The following is a 17,344-nucleotide window of genomic DNA, read 5'->3' on the forward strand; positions in this document are numbered from 1 at the left end:
ATGGCTATAAAAGTGAACCAAGAAGAATGTATTGCCTGTGGTGCTTGTTTATCTGTATGTCCCTTTGGTGCCATTGTAATGCAGGACGAAAAAGCATACATAACGGAGGCGTGCACTGCTTGCGGTGCTTGTGTTGATACTTGTCCAGTAGAGGCAATTCTTCGTGAAAAAGAAGATAAAGTTGTAGCTATGGATAAACACCAATACAAAGATGTATGGGTATATCTGGAGGTAGGTGAAGGAAAACTGCGCAATGTTGGTCTGGAGCTGCTAGGTGAAGGGCGTAAATTGGCAGATGGTATGGGGCAAAGTTTAGCGAGCGTTCTGATTGGACATAACGTGGAAAGATTGGCTCAGGACGCTTTTGCAGCAGGTTCTGATAAAGTGTATTTGGTAGATGCTGCTGAATTAGCCCAATATAATACGGATAGTTACACGGCGACATTATTTGATTTAATCAGCAATTATAAACCATCTGTTATTCTTATGGGTGCGACGAACGATGGACGAGATTTTGGGGCACGTGTTGCATGCCGCGTGGGAACCGGATTAACAGCTGATTGTACTGGTCTTGGTATTGACGAGGCAACCGGATTTGTTTCTTGGACTAGACCCGCATTTGGCGGTAATATCATGGCGACAATTATCTGTCCGGAACATCGGCCTCAAATGGGCACTGTTCGGCCATCTGTATTTAAGAAGCCTGCGTTAGATTATACTAAGAAAGGCGAACTGATTCGTGTTGTTAGTAAAATAAAGCAAGAAGATATGCGGACGAAGCTGATCGACATGATTCACGTTTGTACCGTATCCTGCAATTTGGAGGAAGCTGAGATTATCGTATCTGGCGGGCGGGGAATGTGCAAACCTGAAAATTTTTCACTTGTGGAAGAGTTGGCTAATGTTCTTGGTGCCTCTGTTGGTGCATCCCGTGCTGCAGTAGACGCAGGATGGAAGCCGGCATTGCATCAAGTGGGACAGACGGGGAAAACTGTAGGACCCAAAATCTATTTTGCCTGTGGTATTTCAGGGGCAATTCAGCATTTGGCAGGCATGTCGTCATCTGATATTGTCATTGCAATTAATAAAGATCCCGATGCACCAATTTTCAAAATGGCTGACTATGGTATTGTCGGTGATGTATTAGAAGTATTGCCAATCTTAACAGAGGAATTTAAAAAAATAAAGAGTGCTTGATCTGAGTGCAATATTCCTAAAAAATTAAGGAGAGGTGTTCGTTATGGGAGATTATACAAATTTATTAGTAGAGATTGATAGTGATGGTATTGGTACAGTTACCATTAATCGTCCAAAGGCTTTAAATGCGTTAAATGCTGCAACGGTGCATGAATTGGATCAAATGTTTGATCAACTGGCTGCAAATGATGCTGTTAAAGTGGTTATCGTTACTGGCAGTGGTGAAAAGTCTTTTGTTGCTGGCGCAGATATACTTGAAATGAGAGATAAGACAGCAGTAGAAGGGCGGCAATGGGGGCAATTAGCACAAGGCGTATTTAATAAAATTGAGAATTTTTCCAAACCTGTTATTGCAGCAGTAAATGGCTATGCATTAGGTGGGGGATGTGAACTTGCCATGGCTTGCGATATTCGCATTGCTTCGGAAAAGGCAAAGTTTGGTCAGCCAGAAGTGTCTTTAGGTATACCACCAGGATTCGGCGGAACCCAACGGTTACCGCGTTTGGTGGGCAAAGGTAGAGCAAAAGAATTATTGTTTACTGGTGATATGATTGATGCTGCGGAGGCATATCGAATTGGTCTGGCAAATCAGGTGGCAGCTCCCGATGAACTAATTGGTAAAGCGAAAGCAATGGCTCAGAAAATAATAGCAAGAGCACCAATTGCCGTACAAGTTTGTAAAACAGCAGTCAATAGAGGTCTGGATGTTGATCTGACGTCAGGAATTGCCTACGAAGCAGAAGTTTTTGGTCTGTGCTTTGCAACACAGGATCAAAAAGAGGGTATGACTGCCTTTATTGAAAAACGCAAAGCAAACTTTACTGGTAAGTAAAATACTGGAGTAATGGATGTAATAAAATAAGGTGATAGAGGCATTTCGCTTCTATCACCTTATCTTTACATTGTTTTAGCCGCTGAAATTAATTAGTATGCGTTGTAAAATGCTGCGAAACATAATGATTTCTGCTTCACTAGAACCTTCTAACATTTTATTTTCAATCTGTTCCATTACCTGCAATATTGTTGATTTATGGTTTTTGGCTTTCTCTGTTAGGATTATTTGATACGAGCGCCGATCCTTGGGAGTATCAATGCGCATCACAAAACCTGCCTTTTCCAAACGATCAATCAGACCAGTAAGAGTTGAATTATCTAACAAGACACTCTTACTAAGTTCTGATATGGAGATATTATCCTTTGCGAATAAGGAATAGAGAACGACTAATTGACCAGGGGAGAGCTCTAAACCTGATTGATCTAACATTTTCTTTGTATAAGAAAAATGCTTTTGTTCTGACTTGGCTAAAAGAATACACATACTATCAAGGATTTGGAGCAATATTGTATTCACCTCTGAATCATTGTTATAATTGGTATGCAAATTTTATGTATATCAATTATACTATATGGTTTTTTAGTATTGTCAATAAAGAAGAGTGCAGTTTAGGTAAGTTAACCAAGAATTAATTTACTATAGGGCAAAGGAACTAGACCATATCTGAAAAGATGGTCTAGTTCCTTTGATTTTGTGAAGTAGAATTTGCTGTAAAAGATCATATACAAGTATCTTCCTGCAGAAAATATCCGACTCCTCTTACCGTTTTAATATTAGATGAGTTCAATTTTTTACGCAGATAGTGAATATAAAGGTCGATATTGGCAATATTGGTTTCAGAATTGTAACTCCAAACCTTTTCCATAATTCGTTCCTTGGTAATAACTTGACCGAAATTGCGCATTAACATTTCCAGAAGTAATGATTCCTTCATGGTGAGATGGATGGCTTGGTTGCCTTTTATTACTTTGCCTTTTAACGGATGAAGAGTAAGACCTGCAGCACAAATATTATCTCCGACAAAATCCTTATTTTTTCTTCGGCTCAAGGCGCGCAGCCTAGCCAGCAATTCTCCTGTAAAAAATGGTTTTGCCAGTGAATCGTCAGCACCAGCATCTAATGCTTCAATTCGATATTTGGGCATATTTTTTTCAATAAGAAAAAGAACAGGAGTATTAATTTTTAGACTGCGAATTTTCTTTAAAAAGGAGATGCTGTTACTGCATGGCAAAGAGCGGTACAGGAGGATAATATCATGGACTTGTGTTGTGGCCATTTCCACCCCTGTTTCTTCATCTCCTGCAGTATCAACTGCATAACCATGCTTTTTTAAGAGTTGGGACATCGTTCCATTGCTTCTCGATTCGTCTTCCATTAGTAAAATTTTCATTGCTTACCCTCTTATGGTAACTTCCTTGTCTAAATTAGCCTTCCTTGGATTATTTTTCTATTTTAAAAAAAGAATGTTTGAATTAGATTTGATATTTTCATAAAAAATACAATTATTCGACATGAAATGGATAATTATTTCTTTACTAGCGATTAAATTGTAAAAAAAAACAAATTTTGATAAATATATTCATTTTCAATGAAAAAAAAAAGATAGATGCGATAAGATCAATAATATTAATACGTCTAAAATTGTCGTATATTCTTAAGAAGACGATGAAGACATCATATAACAAGAAGAAAATGGATGAAGGAGTGCAGGACGTTGCATATAGCTAAGACATTTATATGTTGTATTGTGTTTTTTGAAATTATATTAGGCTTCGGGATTTGTTCCGCGCAAATTGGTGTATCGAATATGTATCAGGAATCACTATGGATAAACCTGAATCTTTCCAAAGAACAAAGAGATCAAATTGATGGAATTATTCTAGATGCAGACAAGCAGATGAGAGCGCTGCGAGGGAAACAAAAAATGGTTGATGATCTGTATAATTTCGATGATTTATACAACTATGCGGATTCCTTAAGCCAAATGAAAGAGATTCGAATGGATGCAGGCAGTAAAATTACACAAGTGCTCCCTTTAAAAGATCGAGAAATCTTTGAAAGCCAAATGGAGGAAAGTCAGCAGCTTACAGAACGATACACGATGATGATGCTACAATTAGATCTTACGGAAAAGCAGCAAACGGATATTGTTAAGTCATTGATAAAATCACAGCAGCGAGTTTGGTCTGTTGTTTCGGATACTTCTCTTTCCTGGGAACAAAGGAGGCAGAAATTGAAAACTGTAAATGCAATAAATCTAATCACTGGCAAGTTAACAACGACTCAGCGGACAGAGTGGAAGAAATGGAATCAATCACTTAATTTAATGAATTTATAAAATAGTATAGTGGTCTAGAATTTTCATTAATCCATTATCTTGATAAGGCGGTGCATTGAGTGTGATACAAAATCAAGCTAAGATACTGGTTTTAAATAAGATACATGAAACAGCAGTGATTTCTCCAAATGCTAAACTTGGCAAGGACGTTGAGATTGGACCGTGTGCAATCATTGGAAACAATGTCAGCATAGGAGACGGTACTAAGATAGGGGCAAATGCTGTAATTGATGGCTGGACAAACATTGGCAGAAATTGCAGAATTCATGCCGGCGCATCGATTGGATCAGATCCACAGGATAAAAAGTTCATTGGTGAAAAAGGTTACGTAAGGATTGGAGATCATACCCATATTAGAGAGTTTGTAACCATTAACAGAGGAATCGGCAAGGGGAGAAAAACACAAATCGGTTCTAATTGTCTGTTATTAGCATATAGTCACGTAGCTCATAATTGTATGATTGGTAATCATGTTGTAATGTCCAATGCTGTTAATCTAGCCGGTCATGTAATGGTAGAAGATCGAGTTACGATTGGAGGGTTTGCTAGAATCCATCGGTTCGTAAAAATCGGGCGAAATGCTATGATTGGTGGTTTTTCTAAAGTGGTACAAGATGTACCTCCTTATATTATGGTGGATGGAAATGTTGCCAAGATAGCAGGTCTTAATAAAATTGGAATGCTTCGTGCTGGAATCGAGGAGGCTACGCGTAAAGTGATGAAGCGTGCTTATAAACTGCTATATTATTCGGGATTGGATACGGGGCAAGCATTAGAGGCAATGGAGCAAGATCTGCCTAAGTCGGAAGAACTGGAGTCCTTTACAGCCTTTTTACGCAATTCAAAAAGTGGGATTTGTCAGAGGGTGTCTAAGCAAAAGCGTTAAAAAGTTGGATGTGCAAAGCATTATCAATAATTCGATGTATAAGGGATTATTCCTCTACATAAGCTGTACTTTTTCATATTTATGATGAATTCAATATAAAAGCAGATCGACTCTAGAAGGAATCGATCTGCTTTTATATTATTTGTAGACTTTAATGCGTTCATCTAAAGGTTTAAATTCTTTCTCACCAGGTGCTGAAGTTGGTTTTCCAAAAGGAAGCTGCGCAATCAATTTCCATGTTGTTGGAACATTCCACGTTTGGATAACTTGCTCTTCGATCAGACCACCATAATGCTGCAGGGAAGCACCGAGTCCTTCTGCTTCTAATCCAGTCCATACAACCAATTGTGCCATACCGGAAGCATGATGTGACCAGATCGGAAAGTTGTCCTTATAAAGAGCAAATTGGGTTTGGAGATCTTTAATCACGGTTTCATCTTCAAAAAATAACACAGTACCATATCCACTTTTAAAAGAATTTATCTTTTCTTCTGTAGGAGCAAAAGCATTTTCCGGAACAATCTTCCTCAGTGCTTCTTTGGTAATATCCCACAAAGTATCGTGCTGCTTTCCTAATAATAGGAGTATTCTAGTACTTTGTGAATTAAATGCAGATGGAGTATGCTTTACAGCAGCTTCAATGATTTCTTGTATCTTTTCATGAGATACAATTTCTTCTTTACTAATACTATAAATCGAACGTCTAGCTTTTAAAGCGGCATAAAAATCTTTGGACATAATTGACACCTCATTTTTACATTTTTGATTTCTTATATTTCTAAGCAGATTTTGAAGACCTGCCTAAAATAATTAATTACTGCTTCTTATAATATTAGTCAAATTTTTTTAAAAAAGGATACGGCTTATGTGTGATTTTTTTAAAAAATTTATAATAGTTATTGATTCGATAGTAATGTTAAGATCTTAGCTTGATTTAATATCTCATGTGTTATGAATTGGCCATTTAAAAAAGCACTATAAGTGGTTACTGGACAACTATGATTTTGAGCTTCTTCTTTTGTGGTAAGTTGATGAACTCGTATGGGAAGACAAGAGTCCTGAGAAAGTAAAAGAGCTTCTTGAGCGTAATTTATAGAAAAAGGACATTGGGCAGTGTAATAGATGTCTAAACCAGGCCCAAAGCCAACACGTAGGGTTTTTGCATTATCATGGAAATGAGGCATAGGAGATGTCGGACAAAACCGTTTTACCAGCAGCTCAAAATAGGGAGGAGCTGTATCACATACTTCGAAGCCTTGTTTTATTAAAAATTTTTTATCGGAAAGGTAGGGCTTTTTCTTACTGCTAGAGATGATAACAATGCCATGCAAGTCCTTCGCATCTTTTTCGCATTCTTCCAAGAGTTTTTTCCCCCAGCCTTCTCCCTTATATCTGCCAGCCACCCAATGACAATTAATGATCATATAGCCAGGAGCATGGATCGGAACCCAAGCTTTTTCAGCGGGAAGATACTCAATAAACACTTTACCTCTCTGATCGAGACGTTTAAACATTAAACCTTCCAAGAGCCGATTACTTAGCCATTCCTTTTTGAGACGTACACCAGATTCTGATTTTTGATCAGATAAGCAGCAGCATATATGTTCCTTATGAATGGTGTCATTTGTTATACTTATAATCTTCACAATAGCACTCCAATTTATAATCCTTATTTATACATTTACCATTGTACTTAAAAAATCCTTTTTCATATTAGAAAAGGAAAAAAGTAGCTTACTTCATCTCAGCGGTATGGAAATCAAATAAATATAATATAATTGCTGCTAAAAAGAATGTAATAGACCAGGCCAAGAAAGGTTTAGAATGATGAAGTTTTACAATAGAAAAAATAGCAAAATCGAAAAGGGTGGATATACGCCATGACCAGCCATTTTGATAGGAGATTCCTCCTAATGTATAATCGATCAATTCAATGGTACTAAAAATCAAAATCCATAAAGCAAAGTAGGCATATTGAAACAGTTTCCCAGATGAAGGAAAACGGGATAAGAAAATGAATACTGTAGCTGGTAAAGCAATATATGAGTTAATTAGTTCAACGACAGTAGATGTTTTAATAAAATAATCCGGACCAAACCCCCACAAAACATGATGATAGGTTAATAAACAGGAACTTAAATTGACAACCATGACAAAAAGCATGGTCGGATAATAGTTTTGGAGATTTTTCCAATCTCCAAAGCGATAAACGCTGATGATAAAAGCACATACTAATAAAAACCGAAAAATAAATAACTCTATCATTTAGCATCCACCTTATTATAGTACTTATATACTAGTGTATGTAACTCATACATGTACTAATCCTTATGTATTGAGAAAATAATATTGGTTTATCCTACGAACCCGTGAGGCTTTTGAATCATGAATTACAGAGGGAGGAAGGATAAATTAAAGTAAATCGTATAAAATAATAATCTTAAAACTCTATTAACGGTGGGGGATACAAAAATAATGCTGAGTGTAGAGACAATTATTACCATAGTAGCGGCAGTAATTACGTTGATGTTATTGATCTATGTCGTTGATTGGCGATATTTTCGGGATTGGATAGTTGTTTTTCTCTTTAAATCCGTTATTGACTTTGCCTGGGGGAGTCCGGTTGTAAACTTAAAGCTATTGGACTATCCTGTTCGGCTGCTGCCACATTACTATAATACAAGTATCTTGTTTGAATTATGGGTATTTCCTACTGCATGCGTTTTATATAATCAAGTTACAAGAAAACGGGGATTATGGCCAATCATTTATTATGCAGGAATATTTAGTGCAGTGATTACCGCTATCGAATATCCTCTTGAAGTATATACGGATCTGATTGAGTATTTAAATTGGAGCTGGTTTACTAGTTTTTATACGATGTTGACTACATTTCTATGCTCAAGAGCATTTATTGCTTTTTTTCGCTGGGGCTGTAATTATTTTGAAGGCAAATAACATTTCCCATGTATAGCAAAACAAGATAAAAAGCTTATGATAACAAGTCTGCAGTGTTTGGCCTTTTAGCGGTAGACAGTAGTATTGATAAGTGATAAACTACTGTACTATAGGTAGTAATAAAATTGTAAAAGTTTCTATACGTACCCATAGTAAAATTTAAATTAATTTGATCAATGACGATCACCTAACAGCGCAATGGAGGCTAAAGTACGGGGATTTTGCCGGCTTTAACCTTTTTCTTTATAAGAAGAAAGGAGTTTAACAGAATACGAGGAGGATGGGATATGAAAATTGAAACAAAAGCAATTCATCTTGGGCATGAGATAGATCAAGAGACAGGTGCAATAGCACCTCCTATACATTTGTCAACAACCTTTGAACGTGACACAGATGGCAGTTATCCGCGTGGTCATGTTTACAGTCGTTTGAGCAATCCGAATCGAGATGCTTTGGAGAAGTGTTTGTGTGGTTTAGAAGGGGGAGAAGGAGCTGCTGCATTTTCCTCCGGTTTAGCAGCAATCTTGAATGTATTTCAAGCATTGCTTCCTGGAGACCATGTCGTTGTATCCCAGGACTTATACCATGGAACTACGAGGATATTACAAGATATTTTAGTACCGTGGGGATTGCAGGTAAGTTATGTGGATGTAAATGATTTTTCTCAAGTTCGGGCAGTAATGAAAGCGAATACTAAGATAATCTATTTAGAAACTCCTTCGAATCCTTTATTAAAGATAACCGATATTTCTGCTTTATCAGCCATTGCTCATGAAGCAGGAGCCCTTTGCGTTTGTGATAATACTTGGCCAACGCCTATACTGCAAAGACCTTTGGAATTGGGGGCTGATATTGTTATCCATTCTACGACTAAATATTTCGGAGGGCATAGTGATGTTTTGGGTGGTGCTGTAATCAGTAAAATAAAAGATGCTTTTTTTGATAAAATTCGCATGCTGCAGCAAATCGGCGGAGCAGTTCCTGCACCGTTTGATTGCTGGCTAGTGTTACGGGGGATTCAGACCCTAAGCTGCCGTATGAAAAATCATTCAGAGAATGCGTTCGGGATTGCAAAATTTTTACAAAAACATCCTGGAATCCAGAAAGTACATTATCCAGGGCTAGTCGATCATCCAGGACATGATATTGTTTTGCGGCAGATGAGTCAATTTGGTGGTATGCTATCCTTCCAAATTCGGGGCAATAAAGAAGAAGCGTTAGCTTTTATTGGACGTTTAAAAATCATTAAACGAGCAACAAGCCTAGGAGGGGTAGAAAGTCTTATTGAACATCGGGCTTCTATTGAGGGACCTCAAAGTAAAACCCCCGATAATTTACTCCGATTCTCAGTGGGACTGGAAAATATAGAGGATCTGATTGCCGATCTCAATGATGCATTAGGATAAACTCTTTGGAGGATGTTGCTGCATTCTCTTTAGAAAACGTACTATTAAAATAGAAAATGTAATGAAGACGGGCTGTAAATCTACGCAGCCCGTCTTCATTACATTTTGTTAAGCGATTTTAAAAGTAGAAGCTACTTCATTCAGATCTGTAGCAAGGGAGGCTAATGATTCAGCATTGGTGCGAATTTCATTAATATTATTTTCCTGTTGATTAATGGTTTGTGCTACAACGCTGGTATCTGTAGAAGTCTGGTGAGCAACCGAGCTAATCCGCTGAATATGAGATGCTACATTTTGGGTACTTGAGGCTGTTTCAGCAATGACTTGTGTGATCTGTTCAATACCTGATTTCACAACGGATAGTTTCTCATGAATTAAATCAAATTCTTTCTGCGTCAGATCAATCGATTCTTTCCCTTTGCCTACTTCCCAATTTGCTTTTTCTACCACTCCTACTGCAGTTGAAATTTCTTGACTCATAGAATTTATAATGAGTGCAATATCAGTAGTGGCAGTAGCTGACTGCTCAGCGAGCTTGCGAACCTCATCCGCTACTACCGCAAATCCTCTGCCTGCTTCACCAGCTCGCGCCGCTTCAATCGCTGCATTGAGAGCAAGAAGATTTGTCTGGGCAGCAATTGAGTTGATGACTTCTACGATACCTTTGATCTTGTCAGATGAATTAGAGATTTTATCCGTTGCAGTAGTGATTTCTACCATAGCAATGCTTACATTTTTATTCTGGCTGACCACGTTACTAAGTAATTCCATCCCTTTTTGGGCCTCATTTACAGCGTTATTTGTATTGGTGCTTACTTCTAAAGCTTGCGTATTCATCTCTTCACTTCCAGCATTCATTCGTGCAAGAGTACCAGAGATATCGTCAATGCTATGAGAATTTTCATTTGCACCTGCTGCAATTTCATCTACAGTAGAGGCAACAATAGAGACAGAAGCGGTGTATTCTTCTACAGTTGCGTTTAATTCTTGACTGGAAGAGGATAGCGTGTCTGTACTCAACTGAAGGGTAGTGACCATTTTTTTTAGGTTGTTTTTCATGAGGACAATTTCTTTGTTCATATCGCCGATTTCATCATTTATGGTTGAAGTAATATCGGCAGTGCTTAAATCAAAATGAGCGATATTACTTAATGCTTCTTTTAAGTGATTTAATCGACGGCTCATATGATTACTGTACCAGAAGAGTAGTCCAATTACGAGAAGAAGAACGACTATATTAGCTACGACTGCAAATGAATTTTGGAATTTTACACTTGCATCAATATAAGTTGTTTGTTCTTTAATAATACCATCTTGCACTGTAAATAAATTTTCAAAGTCTTTATCAAGGTCCTCTGAGGTTTTTACCATGAACTTGATTTGTTTTGCCATTTCAGGTCTATCTCCAGCTTTTTGCGCAATAATAATTTTATCACTATAATCGCGGAAGTGAATCACATTAGCAAGAGTTTGATCTGCAGCCGTTTGGGCGGCAGTATTGGCAGCTGCTTTACGATAGGCTGTCAGCAAGTTGATCACTTCAGCAATTTCAATGCGATACGCATTTTCATACTGTGTGTCATTGTATTGCGTATATTTTAAGCGATCAATGCGAGCCCGCTGTAGCTGAGCAAAGGCTTCACGAATTTGAAAAGCTTCTGGAATACTGTAGGATTGAACTTTTTCTACCCTATTTCCCATATCACTGAATTTGTAAGAAGAAAAAAGAGATAACGCGATTAATAGAACAACCGAAATTAGAAAAATACCTAAAAGTTGAAATTTGATTGACCATCTTCTTGTTTCCATACATTTACCCCTAACGAAATTATTTTCTTACAGTGCCTTTTTCAACCAGCATATTGAGAGAGGTTCTCAGTATGCTGGTTGAAAAAATAACCATTTAAGCTAGTAAGCAGGCTGGTTTATAGTTAATTTAACCAATAAAATCATTTTCTGTCAATAAAAAATGTAAACTTGCAAAAAAATAAAAAGGTAATTAATCACCAACAAAAGTCAAATAGTCAAATAAAAACATTGACTTTTGATAAAGGAAATTGGTAAAATATTATTAAATGATAAGGTTAATACTAGATGGTAAATATAATATTCATTGATTAAGATCAAAGAATATCGCCTCAATTTAGAATATAGTATAAAGACTATAATTGAAGCAATTTGATTTAAACTGCTGTAAAAATAAATTTGCAGCTTACAAAGAAGGTAGGTGATAGGTATGAAATTTATTGACTATTATGAAGTTTTAGGTGTGCCAAAGACTGCAACTGATAAAGAAATAAAAACGGCATATCGTAAACTAGCCAGGCAGTATCATCCTGATGTGCAAAAAGGGAAAGAAAAGAAAGAAGCTGAAGAAAAGTTTAAAGAAATTAACGAGGCATATGAAGTATTGGGTGATGCTTCTAATCGGGAAAAGTATGATAAATTAGGGAAAAACTGGCGGATGGGACAAGAATTTCAACCACCACCTAATGCTGGATATCAGACGTATCATATGGATGGAATGGATGATTTTGGTTTTAGCGATTTTTTCTCATCCATTTTTGGGCAAGAGTTTTCTAGCCGGCGAGGTGGATATGGGAGAGATTATGAGGCAAAGCAGCCTAGATATGAAGGAGACGATGTGGAAGCCACAATTAGCCTGACAATGGAAGAGCTGATGGCGGGAGCAGAGAAAGAAGTCCAAATTGATGTACCAGTTATTTGTGCTGCCTGTGGTGGCCAGCGTTTTACCAGCAGGGGTATATGCAGTACCTGTAAGGGAGCAGGATCTACGGAAGAGCATAAAAAGCTAAAGGTGAAAATTCCTGGTAAGTCTTATCCTGGTACGATATTACGTCTAAAAGGAATGGGGGGGAAAGGTTCAAATGCTGGTTCAAATGGTGATTTGTATCTTCATGCAGCGATGAAATCCCAGTCTAATTGGCGTGTTATCAATCAGATTGACGTAGAGGGCGATTTGACGATTTATCCGGAACAAGCTGTTTTAGGTGATCTGGTTTCCGTACGTACTCCATCAGGCATAGTTGAGGTGAAGATTCAGCCAGGAACTGGCTCTGGCCAGAAACTTCGTTTAAAAGATAGAGGATTTAAGAAAAATGCAACGTTGGGAGATTTGTATATAAAAATACAGATTGATGTTCCTAGAGATCAAAAAAAGGAAGAAATAGAGCTTTATAAACAGATTTATGCTTTGCGCCACAAAGAAACATGATTAAGGCTGTTCTGTTTGTTATATAGAGGAGGTAGACATTATGAATCAAGAGCAATACACGCAAAAGGCATTAGCTGCCCTTTCAGAAGCGCAGCAGCTAACCGCGCTGCATTACCAGCAAGAAGTAAGTACCAGGCATTTATTATTAGCATTAGTCAAAGAGGACGATGGCATGATTGGGCAGATTTTGTCCCAATCGCAAATTGATGTTAAACTTTTAAAGGCCAAAGTAGAGAAATTAATCACGAATCAGCCTTCTATTCGAGGTCAAGAAGGCAGTCTGCGAATGAATACAGCAATGATTCGAGTGTTAGGTTTAGCGGAGAAAACTGCAACTGGTATGAAGGATCAATTTATTAGTACAGAACATCTATTATTAGCTATTGTAGAAGATGGTGACAGTGACGTGGTGGAATTCTGCAGGGAATTTGGACTGCATCGCAGCCGTATTCAGCAGATTGTAAAAGAATATCGTCAAGGACAGCGGATTACCAGTGACAATCCGGAAGAAGGTTACCAAGCATTATCAAAATATGGACGGGATTTGACCGAGATGGCTAAACAGGGAAAATTGGATCCTGTTATTGGCCGAGATGAAGAAATTCGCAGAGCAATAGAAATACTATCCCGCCGTACCAAAAATAATCCTGTTCTGATCGGTGAACCTGGAGTTGGCAAGACAGCGATTGTAGAGGGATTAGCTCGGCGCATTGTTGCTGGGGATGTGCCAGAAACACTGAAGAATAAAAGTTTATATTCCCTGGATCTTAGCTCCTTAGTGGCTGGTGCCAAATATAGGGGTGAGTTTGAGGAACGATTGAAAAATGTCTTAAATGAAATTGTTAAATCAGAGGGAAAAATTCTTTTGTTTATTGATGAACTTCATACCGTAGTGGGAGCTGGTGCTGCGGAAGGAGCCATGGATGCAGGCAATATTTTAAAGCCTATGCTTGCAAGAGGTGAACTTCGTTGTATTGGCGCTACCACTTTGAATGAATATCGTAAACATATTGAAAAAGATGCTGCTTTAGAGCGCCGTTTTCAACCAGTTCTTGTTGATCAGCCTACAGTAGAGGATACGATTTCGATATTAAGAGGCTTAAAAGAACGCTATGAAATTCATCATGGTGTTCGAATCAAAGACAGTGCTCTAGTGTCGGCAGCTGTACTGTCAGATCGGTACATTTCCGATCGCTTCTTGCCTGACAAAGCGATTGACTTGGTAGATGAGGCTGGTGCGAAATTACGTACAGAAATTGATTCGATGCCTAGTGAGCTAGATGAGATATTGCGCCGGGTAATGCAGCTTGAAATTGAGGAACAAGCTCTTAAAAAAGAGAGTGATGCTTCTTCCTCGGAAAAACTGAATACGATTCAAGAAGAATTAAAAAATCTGCGCCAAGAAACAGATGTACTGAAAGTTCAGTGGCAGGGAGAAAAGGAAGCTATACTGCGCCTGCGTGGTTTGAAAAAAGAAATTGAATCTGTTAAAGCCGAGATGGAGACTGCAGAAAGGGCTTATGATCTTACTCATTTGGCAGAGCTCAAATACGGTAAGCTGCCAGAGTTAGAAGCACGGTTAAAAAATGAGGATGAATTACTAAGTAAAAAGCATAATGATAAAGTCCTGTTAAAAGAGGAAGTCGGTGAAGATGATATCGCTAAGATTGTTAGCCGCTGGACGGGGATTCCGGTTAGTCGCATGTTAGCGGGAGAGCGAGAAAAACTGGCGAACTTAGAAAGCATTTTACATTCAAGAGTTGTAGGACAGGATGATGCTGTGCAGGCTGTAAGCGAAGCCATCATCAGAGCAAGGGCAGGGGTGAAGGACCCGAATCGTCCAATTGGATCTTTTATCTTTCTTGGCCCAACAGGTGTTGGCAAAACGGAATTGGCTAAAACGCTGGCAGAAGTATTATTTGATGACGAGCGCAGCATGATCCGTGTAGACATGAGTGAATATATGGAGAAACATACCGTAGCGCGCTTAATTGGTGCTCCTCCGGGTTATGTTGGTCATGATGAAGGGGGGCAATTAACAGAAGCTGTACGCCGTCGTCCTTATAGCGTAATTTTACTGGACGAAATTGAAAAAGCGCATAGCGATGTATTTAATGTGCTGCTGCAAATATTAGACGATGGACGGCTAACAGATGGTAAAGGCAGGACTGTCAATTTTAAAAATACGGTTGTTATCATGACCTCCAACTTAGGATCGGCTGAAATCTTGCAAAATGAGTTCGAGAGGGCTAAAGAAAAAGTACTTAGCATGCTCAAATCTCATTTCAGACCTGAATTCTTGAACCGCATTGACGATATTATTGTCTTTAATGCTCTATCTGAGCAGCAAGTTAGTAAAATTGCTGGAATTCTATTGGAAAGCTTAAATAAGCGCTTGCAAAAGCAGATGAATATTACTTTGGTATGGGATGAGGCTGTCTTGACATTATTATCTAAGAAAGGATATGATTCTGCATTTGGTGCTCGACCGCTGCGCCGCCAAATCAGCAGGTCTATCGAAACCGAATTAAGTAAAAAAATAGTCCGTGGTGAAATCATGGAAGGCAATACAGTTACGCTGAAAGCGCAGGATGGTACAATCATCTTGAGCCCGTTATAAAAGTTGTATGTCTTTAAAAATAATAAACTTCTGCAAAGTTTTCTTTGCAGGAGTTTATTATTTTATGGTAAATAGAATGAAGTATTAGCGTCATCATCCAAACAGGAGGAGTGAGCATGCCGGTTACATTAGAAGGTAAGTTAGTAATTGCCATATCTTCACGTGCTCTTTTTGACTTAGATGCAAGTAATAAAATTTTCGAAGAGGATGGAGAAGAGCAGTATACCAAATATCAAATTGAACATGAAAATGAGCTGCTGAATCATGGAGTAGCTTTTCCATTAATAAAACGTCTGCTGAAGCTGCGAGATCCTGAGACAGGAGAACCTATGGTAGAAATTATTCTAATTTCTAAAAATGATCCTAATACTGGATTGAGAGTTTTTAATTCTATAGAGCAGCATCAATTAGATATTACCAGAGCTGCATTTACTAGGGGACGTTCTCCTTATAAATATTTAAAAGCTTTTAAAGCGGATTTGTTTTTATCTGCTAATCCTGAGGATGTAGCACTTGCTCTTGCAAATGGGCATGCCAGTGCTACTATTTATGCAGGAACCTATGCAAAGCAAGACGATGATATGGAAGAGATTCGTGTTGCTTTTGATGGTGATGCAGTTATATTTAGTGATGAAGCAGAAAAAATATATCAGAAGCTGGGTTTAGAAGAATTCAAAAAACATGAAGCGGAAAAAAGTGAAATACCCCTTTTACCTGGTCCCTTCATGTCTTTTTTGACAGCCTTAAATAATGTGCAGAAGGCTAATAAAGATAAGAAGAAGACAATACGAACGGCACTTGTTACAGCGCGAAATGCGCCTGCTCATAAAAGAGCAATTAAGACATTACGATCATGGGGAATCACAGTGGATGAAGCTTTCTTTTTAGGTGGATTGGATAAAGCTGCGATTTTAGAAAGCTTTAATCCCCATATCTTTTTTGATGACCAGCACACCTATTGTATTAATGCATCAAAAGTAGTACCAACTGGACATGTTCCAAGCGGTGTAGCTAACAGTTAAGATGATCGAAACATATAAAGCAAGAAAACCTAAAGCACTAAAAAGAAATACTTCATATAGGAGGATAAAAAATGAGTGATAAATTATTAATCAGTAATGCCTTTCAGACTTTTTTGACAGAGGCTCCAGAATATCATAAGGTCTGGATGGAGACGGTACAAAAGTGGGGTGCAGCAAGTCAGCTCGATAGGAAAACAGAAACGCTCTCTTATTTATCTGTATTAGCTGTATTGAGGCTGGAAGGCGGTCTGCCTTTTCACGTAAAACAAGCGAAAGCAGCAGGAGCGACCAGAGAAGAAGTCATAAGTGCGATTCTAGTAGGACTGCCAGCAGCAGGAAATGTGGTGATCCAATCCTTACCAATTGCTTTAAATGCCTATGATCAGGATTAAGAGTATTTCCTGATAAAGCAGCTTATCGAATATCGGTCTAGGATTAGAAAGCAAGCTAGATCAAATTGGGATTCATTCATCCTCAGCCTTAAAAATGCTAAAAGGGGCTGTCGCATTAAGCCAGCCTCCAAAAGCAACAAAAAACGGCAACTGACAAGAGTCAGAAGCCGTTTTTTGTTGTAAAATCAAATTTATGACGAAAAAGAATTTACAACCAGATTATACAGTAAACGAGGATACCTATCAACTATTTCTTCTGCCCATGGATATTGGCGAAATGATCCCGGCAGAAGATTCGGTACGCTTACTCAACGCGGTAATGGAAGGGATGGATTACAGAAAATTGTACGCCGCGTACTCTCGCATGGGGAGAATCGAGAAATCACCGAAACGGTTGTTTAAAGTTCTCGTGTATGGATACATGAACGGCATCTACTCCAGCCGTAAACTAGAAC

Annotated in this window: 17 protein-coding genes; 11 read left to right on the top strand and 6 right to left on the bottom strand. The window is 38.2% G+C overall.

Annotated features, from left to right (window positions below; translation table 11 throughout):
* Both BMZ99_RS19255 and BMZ99_RS19260 read left to right on the top strand, forming a co-directional pair.
* A complete protein-coding gene (locus BMZ99_RS19255) occupies positions 1–1,197 on the top strand; it encodes an electron transfer flavoprotein subunit alpha (protein WP_090941297.1) in 1,197 nt (398 codons plus the stop codon).
* 43 nt (positions 1,198–1,240) lie between these two features.
* Positions 1,241–2,029 (top strand): short-chain-enoyl-CoA hydratase, encoded by a 789-nt coding sequence (locus tag BMZ99_RS19260; RefSeq protein WP_090941301.1) that lies wholly within the window; start codon positions 1,241–1,243, stop codon positions 2,027–2,029.
* Positions 2,030–2,104: 75 nt separating this feature from the next.
* Here BMZ99_RS19260 and BMZ99_RS19265 read toward each other — a convergent pair whose 3' ends face one another.
* Positions 2,105–2,461, bottom strand: coding sequence for a MarR family winged helix-turn-helix transcriptional regulator (locus tag BMZ99_RS19265; protein ID WP_245755057.1), 357 nt, complete (start codon positions 2,459–2,461; stop codon positions 2,105–2,107).
* A 289-nt stretch (positions 2,462–2,750) separates the two neighbouring features.
* Positions 2,751–3,422: a response regulator transcription factor gene (locus BMZ99_RS19270; RefSeq protein ID WP_090941307.1), complete on the bottom strand. Its 672-nt coding sequence runs from the start codon at positions 3,420–3,422 to the stop codon at positions 2,751–2,753.
* Positions 3,423–3,746: 324 nt separating this feature from the next.
* Between BMZ99_RS19270 and BMZ99_RS19275 the strand changes: the two genes are divergently transcribed.
* Both BMZ99_RS19275 and lpxA read left to right on the top strand, forming a co-directional pair.
* Entirely contained in the window at positions 3,747–4,370 is a 624-nt protein-coding gene (locus BMZ99_RS19275) for a hypothetical protein (protein WP_245755058.1), read from the top strand.
* A gap of 61 nt (positions 4,371–4,431) precedes the next feature.
* Positions 4,432–5,256 (top strand): acyl-ACP--UDP-N-acetylglucosamine O-acyltransferase, encoded by an 825-nt coding sequence (gene lpxA, locus BMZ99_RS19280; RefSeq protein ID WP_090941314.1) that lies wholly within the window; start codon positions 4,432–4,434, stop codon positions 5,254–5,256.
* A gap of 138 nt (positions 5,257–5,394) precedes the next feature.
* On the opposite strand, the gene BMZ99_RS19285 is transcribed toward lpxA, so the two are convergent.
* The 3 genes from BMZ99_RS19285 to BMZ99_RS19295 all read right to left on the bottom strand — a co-directional run bounded on the left by BMZ99_RS19285 (position 5,395) and on the right by BMZ99_RS19295 (position 7,521).
* A complete protein-coding gene (locus BMZ99_RS19285; protein ID WP_090941317.1) occupies positions 5,395–5,994 on the bottom strand; it encodes a nitroreductase family protein in 600 nt (199 codons plus the stop codon).
* Positions 5,995–6,152: 158 nt separating this feature from the next.
* Complete coding sequence (locus BMZ99_RS19290) at positions 6,153–6,902, bottom strand: YoaP domain-containing protein (RefSeq protein ID WP_090941320.1); 750 nt, start codon at positions 6,900–6,902, stop codon at positions 6,153–6,155.
* Positions 6,903–6,990: 88 nt separating this feature from the next.
* Positions 6,991–7,521, bottom strand: a complete 531-nt coding sequence (locus tag BMZ99_RS19295) for a CBO0543 family protein (RefSeq protein WP_090941323.1) — start codon at positions 7,519–7,521, stop codon at positions 6,991–6,993.
* Positions 7,522–7,731: 210 nt separating this feature from the next.
* On the opposite strand from BMZ99_RS19295, the gene BMZ99_RS19300 reads away from it, so the two are divergent.
* Both BMZ99_RS19300 and BMZ99_RS19305 read left to right on the top strand, forming a co-directional pair.
* On the top strand, positions 7,732–8,214 hold the full coding sequence (locus BMZ99_RS19300) for a CBO0543 family protein (protein ID WP_090941326.1): 483 nt from the start codon (positions 7,732–7,734) through the stop codon (positions 8,212–8,214).
* A gap of 287 nt (positions 8,215–8,501) precedes the next feature.
* Complete coding sequence (locus BMZ99_RS19305; RefSeq protein WP_090941329.1) at positions 8,502–9,620, top strand: trans-sulfuration enzyme family protein; 1,119 nt, start codon at positions 8,502–8,504, stop codon at positions 9,618–9,620.
* A gap of 108 nt (positions 9,621–9,728) precedes the next feature.
* On the opposite strand, the gene BMZ99_RS19310 is transcribed toward BMZ99_RS19305, so the two are convergent.
* Positions 9,729–11,429, bottom strand: a complete 1,701-nt coding sequence (locus BMZ99_RS19310; RefSeq protein ID WP_090941332.1) for a methyl-accepting chemotaxis protein — start codon at positions 11,427–11,429, stop codon at positions 9,729–9,731.
* A gap of 427 nt (positions 11,430–11,856) precedes the next feature.
* Here BMZ99_RS19310 and BMZ99_RS19315 point away from each other — a divergent pair, with 427 nt between their 5' ends.
* From BMZ99_RS19315 to BMZ99_RS19335, 5 genes are all read left to right on the top strand, one after another.
* Positions 11,857–12,855 (top strand): DnaJ C-terminal domain-containing protein, encoded by a 999-nt coding sequence (locus BMZ99_RS19315; protein WP_090941335.1) that lies wholly within the window; start codon positions 11,857–11,859, stop codon positions 12,853–12,855.
* Positions 12,856–12,895: 40 nt separating this feature from the next.
* The gene (clpB, locus tag BMZ99_RS19320; protein WP_090941338.1) at positions 12,896–15,475 is read left to right on the top strand and encodes an ATP-dependent chaperone ClpB; all 2,580 of its coding nucleotides are present in this window, start codon (positions 12,896–12,898) and stop codon (positions 15,473–15,475) included.
* Between the two features lie 116 nt (positions 15,476–15,591).
* On the top strand, positions 15,592–16,497 hold the full coding sequence (locus BMZ99_RS19325) for a 5'-nucleotidase (protein WP_090941341.1): 906 nt from the start codon (positions 15,592–15,594) through the stop codon (positions 16,495–16,497).
* A gap of 71 nt (positions 16,498–16,568) precedes the next feature.
* Positions 16,569–16,889, top strand: a complete 321-nt coding sequence (locus BMZ99_RS19330) for a carboxymuconolactone decarboxylase family protein (RefSeq protein WP_090941344.1) — start codon at positions 16,569–16,571, stop codon at positions 16,887–16,889.
* A 193-nt stretch (positions 16,890–17,082) separates the two neighbouring features.
* The coding region (locus BMZ99_RS19335; protein WP_139214800.1) for a transposase at positions 17,083–17,344 on the top strand (262 nt) is incomplete at its 3' end.

Source organism: Pelosinus propionicus DSM 13327 (assembly GCF_900114615.1).
GTDB classification, from domain to species: domain Bacteria; phylum Bacillota; class Negativicutes; order DSM-13327; family DSM-13327; genus Pelosinus; species Pelosinus propionicus.